Annotated in this window: 11 protein-coding genes; 7 read left to right on the top strand and 4 right to left on the bottom strand. The window is 36.4% G+C overall.

Annotated features, from left to right (window positions below; all coding sequences use genetic code 11):
• Positions 1-2 precede the first annotated feature (2 nt).
• Positions 3-1,667, top strand: a complete 1,665-nt coding sequence (locus EL101_RS10040; protein ID WP_096596536.1) for a peptide ABC transporter substrate-binding protein — start codon at positions 3-5, stop codon at positions 1,665-1,667.
• A gap of 1,290 nt (positions 1,668-2,957) precedes the next feature.
• Here EL101_RS10040 and trpS read toward each other — a convergent pair.
• Positions 2,958-3,947, bottom strand: coding sequence for a tryptophan--tRNA ligase (gene trpS / locus EL101_RS10035; RefSeq protein WP_096596553.1), 990 nt, complete (start codon positions 3,945-3,947; stop codon positions 2,958-2,960).
• 311 nt (positions 3,948-4,258) lie between these two features.
• Between trpS and spxA the strand changes: the two genes are divergently transcribed.
• The 4 genes from spxA (at position 4,259) to pepF (ending at position 8,654) form a co-directional block, all read left to right on the top strand.
• Complete coding sequence (gene spxA / locus EL101_RS10030; RefSeq protein WP_014614374.1) at positions 4,259-4,654, top strand: transcriptional regulator SpxA; 396 nt, start codon at positions 4,259-4,261, stop codon at positions 4,652-4,654.
• Positions 4,655-4,977: 323 nt separating this feature from the next.
• Positions 4,978-5,676 (top strand): adaptor protein MecA, encoded by a 699-nt coding sequence (gene mecA, locus EL101_RS10025; protein WP_096596537.1) that lies wholly within the window; start codon positions 4,978-4,980, stop codon positions 5,674-5,676.
• A gap of 130 nt (positions 5,677-5,806) precedes the next feature.
• Complete coding sequence (locus tag EL101_RS10020; RefSeq protein WP_096596538.1) at positions 5,807-6,772, top strand: competence protein CoiA; 966 nt, start codon at positions 5,807-5,809, stop codon at positions 6,770-6,772.
• Positions 6,773-6,845: 73 nt separating this feature from the next.
• Positions 6,846-8,654, top strand: coding sequence for an oligoendopeptidase F (gene pepF / locus EL101_RS10015; protein ID WP_096596539.1), 1,809 nt, complete (start codon positions 6,846-6,848; stop codon positions 8,652-8,654).
• Between the two features lie 749 nt (positions 8,655-9,403).
• On the opposite strand, the gene yjbH is transcribed toward pepF, so the two are convergent.
• The 3 genes from yjbH to EL101_RS10000 form a co-directional block, all read right to left on the bottom strand.
• Positions 9,404-10,192: a protease adaptor protein YjbH gene (gene yjbH / locus EL101_RS10010; protein WP_096596540.1), complete on the bottom strand. Its 789-nt coding sequence runs from the start codon at positions 10,190-10,192 to the stop codon at positions 9,404-9,406.
• Between the two features lie 16 nt (positions 10,193-10,208).
• Positions 10,209-10,580: a truncated hemoglobin YjbI gene (locus EL101_RS10005; protein ID WP_096542747.1), complete on the bottom strand. Its 372-nt coding sequence runs from the start codon at positions 10,578-10,580 to the stop codon at positions 10,209-10,211.
• Between the two features lie 332 nt (positions 10,581-10,912).
• Entirely contained in the window at positions 10,913-11,494 is a 582-nt protein-coding gene (locus EL101_RS10000) for a CYTH domain-containing protein (protein ID WP_096596541.1), read from the bottom strand.
• A gap of 130 nt (positions 11,495-11,624) precedes the next feature.
• Between EL101_RS10000 and EL101_RS09995 the strand changes: the two genes are divergently transcribed.
• Positions 11,625-11,972 (top strand): UPF0738 family protein, encoded by a 348-nt coding sequence (locus tag EL101_RS09995; RefSeq protein ID WP_019165980.1) that lies wholly within the window; start codon positions 11,625-11,627, stop codon positions 11,970-11,972.
• A 16-nt stretch (positions 11,973-11,988) separates the two neighbouring features.
• The gene (gene yjbM / locus EL101_RS09990; protein ID WP_096542743.1) at positions 11,989-12,627 is read left to right on the top strand and encodes a GTP diphosphokinase; all 639 of its coding nucleotides are present in this window, start codon (positions 11,989-11,991) and stop codon (positions 12,625-12,627) included.
• Positions 12,628-12,633: the final 6 nt, after the last annotated feature.

Below are 12,633 nucleotides of genomic sequence, written 5' to 3'. Positions count from 1 at the left end.
AATTGAAAAAGCAACATAGATTTAAATTATTAATCACATCTATTTTATCAGTACTCGTATTAGCAGCTTGTGGTAACAATGGTGGTATTTATAGTGATGAAGGACAGGTATTCCGTAAAGTTATCCCTCAAGATATGTCCTCACTCGATACAGCAAAAGTGACAGATACAGTCAGTTTTGATAAGTTCAACCAAGTGTATGAAGGTTTATATACATTAGATGGTAACGATAATGCCGTACCAGGTGTTGCGAAAGGTCAACCGAAAATTTCAGATGACGGCAAAACGTGGACAATCGAGTTACGTAAAAATGCGAAATGGTCGAATGGGGATCCTGTAACAGCACACGATTTCGTCTTCGCATGGCGCCGTGTGTTAGACCCAGATACAGCTTCAGAATATGCGTACATTATGTATGATTTGAAAAACGCCGAACAAATCAATATGGGTAAAAAGAAACCGTCAGAACTTGGGGTAAAGGCTCTAGACGATTACACGTTACAATTTGAATTGGAAAAACCGATTCCATATTATAAAGAAATGTTAGCGTTCGGTACGTTTTTACCACAAAATGAAAAAGTCGTGAAAAAATTTGGTGATCGCTATGGTACAACTGCTGAAAAAGCGGTGTATAATGGACCATTTAAAGTGAAACAATGGGCCGTTGAAGATAAAATTTTATTAGTGAAAAACGACAAGTATTGGGATAAAGATGTTGTCAAACTTGATAAAATTAACTATAAAGTGTTAAAAGACGGTCAAGCAGGTGCGTCACTCTACGATACAGAGTCAGTCGATGATACGACGATTACTTCAGAGCAGGTGGACAAATATAAAGATTCACCGGCATTAAAAAAACGTTTACTTGCATCGACGTTTTATTTGAAATTAAACCAAGATAAAGTGCCTGCATTGAAAAATAAAGATATGCGTCTTGCATTGGCACAAGCGATTAATAAAGATGAGTATGTCGACTCCGTACTTAATAATGGTTCGCAGCCAACTGATGGATTTACGGCAAAGGCAACAGCAAAAGACCCAAATGGTAAAGATTATACAGATCAAATTAAGTCACCATTAAAGTACAATCCAAGTGAAGCGAAAGCTAACTATGAAAAAGCGAAAAAAGCATTAGGTCAAAAAGAATTTACATTTACAGTTAATACTGAAGATACACCAGGCTCTAAAATTTCCGCTGAATTTATTAAAGCGCAAATTGAGAAAAACTTACCGGGGGTTACAATCAAAATTCAACAATTACCATTCAAACAGCGTCTTGCACGTGAACAAAGTGGGAACTATGATATTTCTATTTCTGGTTGGGCACCAGATTATCCTGATGCGATGACATATCTATACATTATGACAACAGGAAACTCTGTTAACAACACAGGCTGGAGTAATAAAGTGTACGATCAAAAAGTTAAAGATGCGAATGGACCGTTGTTAACTGATGTTAAAAAACGTAACCAAACTTTAGTGGAAGCTGAAGAATTATTATTAGCTGAAGCACCCATCGCACCAATTTATCAAAAAGGTGAAGCGCATTTAACAAATCCACAAGTGAAAAATCTTTATTATCATAACTTCGCTGGAGATACAACATTGAAATACGCTTATATCGATAAGAGTATTGATAGAGAAACAGGTAAGAAAAAAGAGAAATAGTTGAAAGAAGTCATTAAAAAACGTGTGACTGTGTAGGAGAGATTCGATGCAGTCGCACGTTTTTTGATAGAGGGTGTTGAATGTGTCATCTTTCCATTATGAACATGTCACATGCATACGATTGCTGTCTTGGACTCGCATTTCCCAGGGGACTCGTCTCAACTAAATTTGGCTTGATTAAGGTATACACTTGATGGAAGCCAAATTGGATTTTCGGCTTCGTCTGATCCCTCGGGAGTCTCGTCCATCCAGCAATCTTGCATGAGTAGGCGCAAGGAAAGAGGGCACTCACATTTCATCAACTCAGTTAACGTCATCTAGACAGCTACTGCGTTAAACGTTGGCAACATTCAAACATCATATACTTTATTATTTTTCTTGCTTTACATCGGGGATCTCGTCCATCTGGCAATCTTGCACGAAAAGGAGCAAGGAAAGAGAGCAATTTCATGTAACCGCCTCAAATAACGTCATTAAGAAGTTTTGCCTTTTTTCAACCTATTTTTGTCCTGTTATTGCGTTAGAATTTGAGTAGCACCAAGAGAATAGAAAAATGTATTTACCACCAGTGCATTCATTTATCGTTATCTGGATAGCTACTGCGTTAAACGTTGACAACATTCAAACATCATATACTTTATTATTTTTTTACTTTACACCGGGGGTCTCGTCCGTCCGGTAGTCGGTAGTCATGCACGAACAAGATTAAAGAAAGAAGAAGCTGTGAAGGTTACATTGCACGTATATCGATAAAAAGAGACTATTTCTGTAAAGTAGCGCTGTTAAAAGTTCTACAATAGTAATATATTATCGCTTTTCGGTTGACCAATAATCATCTCTCATTCTTTCCCACATCAATAAAGCACTAAAATAAAATCATCAAAAACTGACGCGCACCGGATGTATTAATTATGATTTTCTACCTAAAAGCAATGGGTTAAGGTCAGTGAAAAGTTTTGAATCTATAGAAGCAAAAAGGGGTATAACAGCAGAAAAAAATTGCAAAGCAAACAGCGACCAGGTCGAGACTCACATGATACAGTCTCTCCTTCAAAAGCAATGGGTTAAGGCCGTAACAAAGCATATCAATAAGTAATGCACGTTTGCAAGATTGCAAGAATCATTCAAGACTCCTGAGGGATCAGCTGAACCGGAAAATCCACCAACGCTTCAACAAATGTAACAGTACAATCAAAGCGTTGGTTAGTTGAAGGTTCAGCCCCTAGGAAAGCGCAGAATGATTCAGCAATCGATAGATTACACCGGTTTGTTTTTGTGGTGCTAAGCTAATTAACGCTTACGTCCTAACCCCATTGCTTTTTCCATTTTTTTCAATGTTTTAAATGATGCGCGATGTGCTTTGTCGCGGCCTTCATCTAAAATTCTATCCAACTCATCTGATCCATAAAAACTATTGAACTTCTCTTGGAAATCCGTCAAGAAGTTTTCAACCACTTCTGCTAAATCTCCTTTGAACTTACCATAACCTTCATTTGCATAACGATCCTCCAATGACGCAATCGACTCACCTGTTAAGCTAGAATAAATCGTCAATAAATTCGTAATGCCTGGCTTGTTTTCTTTATCGAATTTGATAATCCCATCCGAATCTGTCACGGCACTTTTAATCTTTTTCGCAGCGACTTTAGGCTCATCTAATAAAGAAATGAAGTTTTTAGGATTGTCATCACTTTTACTCATTTTCTTAGTAGGGTCTTGTAAACTCATCACACGACCGCCGACTTCTGGCATTTTAATCTCTGGCTTTGTTAAAACGTCATTATAGCGACTGTTGAAACGGTCTACTAAATTACGTGTCAATTCGATATGTTGCTTTTGGTCATCACCCACAGGCACGATGTCAGTGTTATATAAGACGATATCCGCTGCCATTAAAGGTGGATAAGTTAATAAACCAGCTGGAATACCTTCGCTTTGTTTTTGAGATTTATCTTTAAATTGTGTCATACGTTCCAGTTCGCCGATAGAAGAAATCGTTGTGAGCATCCATCCTGCCTGTGCGTGGGCTGGCACTTCGGATTGAATAAATAATGTTACTTTTTCTGGATTAAGCCCTGTCGCAAGGTAAATTGCTGCGAGTTGGCGAATTTGTTTTCTTAATTTCAAACGATCTTGTGGTACCGTAATCGCATGTTGGTCCACGATACAGAAATAACAGTCGTACGCATCTTGAATGTCGACAAACTGCTTTAATGCACCGATGTAATTACCGATTGTGGGGATACCACTCGGTTGAATTCCTGAGAATAACGTTTTCATATTGGATAGCCTACTTTCTTTCATGTTTAATCGATACTCCTATTGTAACAGTATTTTCATCGTTTGTAAGTTATGATATGATGAACGTAATGATTGGATTTACAAAACTACTACTAAAGTCTGATTATTGAAATCATTGGATTATTTTGCATTTTTCTCATTTAATTTTAATGTTTTAGGTGTATAATAGAAACATAGCGTTAGAAGCGAAAACGTAAAGATTTGAATTGTTTTAACACATATTGAGCAGTCAATCTTGAAACGTTAAATTACAATGAATTCATTTTCATTAAATTAGGAGAGTGAGATGTATGGTAACATTATTTACTTCACCAAGTTGCACATCTTGCCGTAAAGCGAAAGCATGGTTACAAGAACATGACATTCCGTATACGGAGCGAAATATTTTTTCTGAACATTTAACTTTAGATGAAATTAAACAAATTTTAAAAATGACTGAAGATGGAACGGACGAAATTATCTCAACACGTTCTAAAACATACCAAAAATTAAACGTGGATATCGACGCACTACCTCTTCAAGATTTATATGCGATTATTCAAGATAATCCTGGTATTTTACGTCGACCAATTATTTTAGATGATAAACGATTACAAGTGGGCTACAACGAAGATGAAATTCGTCGTTTCTTACCACGTAAAGTACGTACGTTCCAATTACAAGAAGCGCAACGTATGGTAGATTAAGCTTTCATCGTAATGAAGTTATATATTAAAGGACTAGAACTTTTGACGTTCCGGTCCTTTTTCTGTTTTTATCCATGCGATATTCACGCTATAACATTTACAATTAAAATAAATTGCTCTCAAAATATTGTCATTGTAAAGTCTAGGTATAAAATGAACATGACATAGAGGAAGTTATAAAAAATGGTGCCATAAACAGATTGTGTTATACTTAATATAGAATATTCTTGAAAGATTGTATAATACAGACAAATAGATTGAGTTTTTGGAAGTTGTTTAATACAATAGGATTACTATTCATCGACTGTAAGGAGTGAGATGATATGAGAATAGAACGAATTGATGACATGACAGTAAAACTTTTTATTACGTATACAGATATAGAAGCACGTGGATTCAAACGTGAAGATCTTTGGACGAACCGTAAACGCGGAGAAGAATTTTTTTGGTCAGTCATGGAAGAAGTCAACGAAGAAGAAGATTTTGTGGTTGAAGGGCCATTGTGGATTCAAGTACATGCCTTCGAAAAAGGTGTCGAAGTAACCATTTCAAAATCTAAAAATGATGATTTAATGCAAATGTCTGAAGAAGATAGCGCCTTTGATGAATTTGACAGTCAACTCAATGAATTGTTGTCACAGTCGTTGAAAGATGAAGAAACAGAAAATGATAAAGATACAGAACAATCATATCGTAAACGTTCAAATAAAAATCGTGCAACAACACGTACGGCCATCTTTAAGTTTGAAGATTTAGAAGATGTGATTGCTTATGCACACCGAAATGATCAACGTCTGACACAATTTGAAGACTTACTTTATATGCTAGATGACACGTATTATTATGTTGTTCATTTTGATGAGACTGTTGCAGAATCGCACATCCATGACTATTATGGCCAAATTTTAGAGTTTACTGCACCAAGTGATAAAACAGAATTTTATTTGAATGATTACGGTAAAATTGTGATGAGTCATAACGTGGTAGAACAAGTGAAGCGTTATTTCCCTGAAGCAGAATAAATTGAATATCAAATAAATTCAAAAGAGATCAAGTGTCATTGGCGCTTGGTCTTTTTATTTGCGGAAAAATTTACCTTATCCCAAAGTAATTCTACAAACTTAAACGTGTAATAGGATGAGGTGAAAAAAGATGTTAACAGCTTATAATGTGCAATCACAACAAATTTTAGCAACGCAGGCACGTAAGGAAGAAGTGTATCATTGTCCAATTTGTAAAGAGGTATTGATTTTAAGGCAAGGGGTGCGAAAAGGGGCTCATTTTGCGCATTATCGGCATTCAATGGGACATTTACATTTAAAAGGAGAGTCTGTTCAGCACGCACGATGTAAAGCTACTTTGTATGAACAACTTTGTAAGGTCGATTCGTCAACACAATTGGAACCTTACATCAAAAACATTGCACAAATTCCAGATATTATTTTTGGAACATGGGCTATCGAGATTCAACTGAGTTCTATTGCGATAAAGACGATGAGAGCACGGACAGAAGGATTGCAAAGTGAGGGATATCACGTTTTATGGTTAGTCGAAAAACCTCAAATGAAAAAAGGGCTTTATGTGTTATCACAACTGCAACAACAATGCATTATGCCTTCTACAAAAACGTTATATTGTATAGATACGACGTCATGTGAGTTGTTCAGATTATCTCGCATTATGCCGATTACCGCTAAAACTTTTCATGGAGAGTTGACACCCCTTTCTATTCAAGCATTTAGCCACGCATTACAGCAGGATCCTCAGTATGATGTGATTGTCAGAAAGTTGTCGACATCTCAAATTTTGAAATACATTCAGCAATGTCGGCGTCAAAACAGTGTGCTCGAGCCTACGTTGTCATTAATGTATCAAATGCGCATGTTGGACGAACAAGTCGCGAAAGTTACAGGCTTTTTATTCCCAGAACAAATATACATCCATACGCATCCAGTGTTATGGCAATTGTATATATTGAAATGTCTTCAAGCAGGTATACCGAGTCATTCACTGTTGTTAAAGCAATTAAAGTTTCGTCATTTTGCGGTAGAGGCATGCGATCGTCAACAAATCATCAACCGAATCGTACAGCGTTATTTAAAAGTTCTCAATTTGTAGGTATATAGAGTGCATTATTATGAGAAAAATGAGAAAATAGAAGTATTACATACATCACGAGGAGGAATTTATAATGAGCCAACAATTGACAAGAGAACAACAAGAGCAGAAATATCCAGAGTATTCATGGGACCTCACGACAATTTTCGAAAGTGATGAGGCTTGGGAAGCAGCGTTTAAAACAGTTGAAAGCTACCTTGGAAAAGAAGAGCAATTCAAAGGCCATTTAGGTGATGACGCCGAAACATTGTATCAAGCCCTTTCATTAGAAGATGAAATTGAAACAGAAATTGAATCAGTTTATGTTTATGCACATTTAAAGCAAGACCAAGATACAGCGAATGACAAATACACAGGTTTTGAGGTGCGTGCACATCAATTAGCGATTAAATTAAGTTCGGCATGGAGTTTCTTAGTACCTGAATTACTTCAAATCGATGAAAAAACAATCGAATCTTACGTTGCTAAGCATGAAGGATTAAAACGTTTCGAATTTGATTTGAACTTAATTAATCAAAAACGTCCGCACGTCTTAGATGCAGAAAAAGAAAAATTATTAACTGAAGCACAAGATGCGTTGTCTACACCGAGCAATGTGTTCAGTATGTTTGATAATGCCGACTTAACTTTTGATGATGTCACAGACAAAGACGGTGAAAAGCATGCATTGACACAAGGTTCATACATCAAATATTTAGAGTCAGATGATCGTATTTTACGTCAATCAGCTTATGAAAACATTTATAAAGCTTATGGTAGTTATAACAATACATTGGCGGCAACATTAGCAGGTGAAGTGAAGAAGCATGTGTTTAATGCACGTTCTCACAACTATAAGAGTGCAAGAGCGCAAGCATTAGGGAACAACCATATTCCTGAAGAAGTTTACGACAATCTCGTGAAAACAGTTCATGAATACTTACCACTGTTACATCGTTACACAAAATTAAGAAAAGAATTACTCGGTGTCGATGATCTGAAAATGTACGATATGTATACGCCAATGGTTAAGGACATCAAGTTTGAAATGCCTTATGACGAAGCGGTTGAGTGGATGTTAAAAGGTCTTGAACCGATGGGTGAAGAATATTTAAATGTCATTAAAGAAGGTTTGAATAACAGATGGGTCGACGTTTATGAAAACAAAGGTAAACGTTCAGGTGCTTATTCATCAGGTTCACACAAAACCAATCCATTCATTTTATTAAACTGGTCTGACACAGTATCTGACTTGTATACGTTAGTACATGAATTTGGTCATTCAGCGCACAGTTATTTCAGCCGTAAAAACCAACCATCGAATATGAGCGGTTATTCTATTTTCGTAGCGGAAGTGGCATCAACATGTAATGAAGCGTTATTAAGCCACTACATGGAGCAAAATTTAGATGACAAGCGTCGTTTACTGTTACTCAACCAAGAGTTAGAACGTTTCCGTGCAACGTTATTCCGTCAGACCATGTTTGCAGAATTTGAACATAAAATTCACCAAATTGAAGAAGCAGGGGAACCATTAACAGCAACACGTATGAACGAAGAATATGCTGCATTAAACCGTCAATATTTCGGTGATACTGTTGAAACAGATGATTATATTAGTAAAGAATGGTCACGCATTCCGCATTTCTATATGAACTATTACGTCTATCAATACGCGACAGGTTACAGTGCAGCACAAAGTTTAAGTCATCAAATTCTAACAGAGGGTGCACCTGCTGTTGAACGTTATATCAATGAATTCTTGAAAAAAGGAAGCTCAAATTATCCAATCGAAATCTTGAAAAATGCCGGTGTCGATATGACAACACCAGGTCCAATTGAGGACGCATGTAAAGTGTTTGAACAAAAATTAGACGCTTTTGAAAAATTAATGAAAGCTTGATGATGCTGAATCCGTTTACAATATGTCAGATTTGTGAAAGTTTTAATTTCTGGGTTTAAATGGGTTGAAACAACATCACACACGTGATATATTATGAACATGAAATTAATCACATTACAAACATACCCCTTTGTTTGAAGTGAAAAATTTCTCCCATCCCCTTTGTTTAGCGCCGTGTCAAAACACGGCGTTTTTTTAATACTTTCATTTCCTGTTTATTAACAATAATCCCTACATTTATGACACTCAAAATGATTAACATTCCACTTAATCAACAAAATATTCCGTTTATAGCTATCACGCTTTATTTTATAAGAAGTGCACAATATAAAAGTGTGTATGAGAAGTCATTCCAAGTTGACTATAGTAAAATGGTTGATTAAAAAGCCTCTATATGTATGTTATCGTTATCTTTTCTATTCAATCACTTTGCTGTAGAAGAAGTACAAAGCGTTTTAATACTTTATCAAACAAGTTTATAAAAATGGATTGAAAACCCTCGAACTTGTGCTTGCATATCGCCACACTGATTCGTGATTTACTATGATGATGGGAGAACTTTAAAAAGAGAGAAGCACATTTCTTATTCGAACGTGAGCATTTCAAATTTTTAGACCTATGCAAGTCGTATGAGGGGATAGAAGGTTGTAAATGATGCCATTGCAAATAGATAGTACCTTCAAAATAAAATATGTGCACAGCGTTCAAAACCAATGTAAAAAAGAGGGCCCCACAAACGAGACACCTCTTTACATCATCGACTTCCAAAATTCGCCGTCTGGATAATTCAATTTTCTTACTTTCTGCTGCAACATTAATTTCTTTAACTCTTTTTGCAATGTTTTTTCTGGCCATTCATAAATAGTGAGTAACTCTTCCTCAGTCACCAGTTGCTTTTGTTGAATATACTCGCATAATTTAGGTGGTAAGCTTTTTTCTATAGGTGATCCCATCATTTCGTTAATGATATACGTATAAATATGGTACGGATAAAGCCCTTCCACTTTTAACCCTTCAGCTTGAATATCCTCATTAAAAAAGACTAAAGAAGGGGCTTGTTCGACTTCCATTTCTCGTGCGATATGGAGGTCGACTTTCAAACTCTCACGTAATTGTCCATTTTTTAAATCGTCAAGGTAAACATTATAATCTAGCCCAGCATTAATAATACATTTCGCAATCATGTCCTCTGTCACAATATCGCGCTTCGGTATAATTTCATTTTGAATGAGATGCATAAAACGATGCGCGCGTGCACGACCTTGAAGCTCTGCTGCTTTAAAGGCGAGTGCAATATTGTCTCGATCTGATGTACTTTGTGCCTGACATTTCGTGAGTACCCGCAATGATGGGTTTAAAATATGACGAATACGGATATATTGATGATATTCAATTCTTAACTTTGACAAAACGGCCGATAGCTTAAAACTGTCTTTGTCAAATGGATCAAAAAAAGAATAGATTTCGATCTTACTGACAGGTGAAAGATTTGAATCTTCACGACAAGTATTTACAATAGCTCTCAATTCTTTCGTCATGTTATTTCACCTACAATTAATTTTCTATATTGACCATGTGATTTGCTGTTAAACGTAATCTTTCGTACAAATAATCGCCCGCACCATGAGGAAGTTGGGCGTGCGTGATGGCAGTATGCATATTTTCAAGCCAAGCTTCTTTCGCTTTGTCGTCGATAGCAAAAGGCATATGGCGCATTCTTAACATCGGGTGGCCGTGTTCTTGGGTATACAAGTCGGGGCCCCCTAAAAATTGCGTTAAAAACTGTTTTTGCTTACGTGCTGTTTCTGCAAAATCACCTGGAAACAAATGATTAATACGATTATCCTGTTCTACAAGGCTATAGAAGTGATCAATCAGCTGATAGAGCCTTTCTTGTCCAATCACTTCATAAGGCGTTTGTGTCATTTATATCACCGCTCATATGACTTATTATATATAAATCATAACATGAATTTTTACATTTCAAAGCAAAAACACTTACATACAAGATGTTTCGTGTTTATCGCTGTACTGAATAGAATTTTTGGATAAATTGAAGGTACAAGATGACGATTTTTAACGTGCAAAAATCACCTTCTGTATCCTTTAAGCGTCATTAAATAGATAGAGATTAAGCCAAGGCGTACGCATTACCTTTCTCTCAAAACTACTTTCAAAATGTTATTTTTATTATTTTACAGTTTATGAAATAAGAGATAAAGAAAAACGCATGATATGCTATAAAGCTTTTAAGTTTTTCATTGATGTTTGCGTTGATATTCGAAAAAGCGTTGCACTTTGTTTTTCGGGACAACAGGTGATAATTTCAGCTGTGCCAATAAATTGTTAAAAGCTTGTTGACCGACTTCGAAATCATGTACTTCAAATTCGAGCTCATAATCTTCAGTGCCTAAGTACAGACTATGGTCAAGTACGAGTAACCCTTCGTCTGTCTGCGTTTCTAATCGATACGTCGTTAAAGCACCTAAAATTTTTAGTGCATCTAATTGAACATGTCGCTGCTCAAGGACTTCGCGTATGTCGTCATCGATATCAGAAGGTTCGAGTATCATATTTTCTGCTGGTTGCATGTGGAGTCGCGCATTGTATTCTAACAAACCGACTGTGTCAGGGACTTTTAATGTCAGTTCAAAAGTACCGTCAGCTTTTTCGCGAATGCGCAATGCCATTTTTTGAGATTGTATTTGAAAATCATCTGTATCGATATAGTAATTAACTTGTTTAAAAGGGGTCTGATTGTTAAAATATTGTGTTTTGATAGATGTATAACTGTCTGCGTCCAATAATTGTTTAAATTCTATTTCACGTTCGATTGCCAATGAAATCACTCCTTATGCCATATTATGCCGAATTGATACTTGAATGAAAAGTATTTAGAATAGGGTAGAGTTCACCAATGAGAGTGTGCGTGAATTGTGATAAAATGTTATGTGATGAGGAGGAAAGTATATGCGTATTTATGTCAACGAAGTAAAAATTCAAGATAACCGTATTTTATGCTATACGGATCAACCTACAGAAGGTCTAACAGAAGTCGGGCAAATGCTCGCCGATAGTGACCGTCATGCTTTTGTTTATTTATTAGACGATGGCTCTTCATTCTCATACTTATTGTTTGTAGAAGAAACTTGGTCAATGCTTCACGAACATCGAGATAAAGAGATCGTCATTAATGATTCCTTAACGCTCACAAAGTTTTCTGAGGAATTAGATTACTTGCTCGATAATATTAAAGGTAATTCCAACTATGGGAAAGAATTTGTGTCTGCTGTTGAAGAAACATTTGAACTCGAATGAAGCGGAGTGAGGTAAGATGAACCAATGGGAAATTTTTCTAGCACCCTATCAACAAGCCATAGATGAATTAAAAGTGAAATTAAAAGGTTTGCGCAAACAATATCAAGTGAATGAACATAATGCACCAATCGAATTTGTCACGGGTCGCGTCAAACCGATTTCGAGTATTGTTGATAAGGCGAATAAAAGGGGGATTGCATTCGATTGTCTGCGTGAAGAGATGTATGATATCGCAGGACTTCGAATGATGTGTCAATTTGTAGATGATATTGATATTGTTGTGGCATTATTGCGTCAACGAAAAGATTTCAAAGTAGTCGAGGAACGTGACTACATTAGCAATACGAAACAAAGTGGCTATCGTTCTTATCATGTCATTATTGAGTATCCCATCGAAACGTTAGATGGTACGACGACGATACTCGCGGAAATTCAAATTCGAACTCTCGCAATGAACTTTTGGGCGACGATTGAACATACATTGCGTTATAAATATGATGGTGACTATCCACCAGAAATTCAAACGAGACTCGAACGTGCCGCTGAAGCCGCTTTTCTTTTAGATGAAGAAATGTCTGAGATCAAAGAAGAAATTCAAGAGGCACAAAAGTACTATTCTAAAAAGCGTGCCAGCAAGCATGATCATGATGATTGAGGTGTG

Source organism: Staphylococcus delphini (genome assembly GCF_900636325.1).
Classification (GTDB): Bacteria; Bacillota; Bacilli; order Staphylococcales; family Staphylococcaceae; genus Staphylococcus; species Staphylococcus delphini.
Note: the sequence above shows the minus strand (reverse complement) of the source record. Positions and strands in the feature narration are given on the sequence as shown.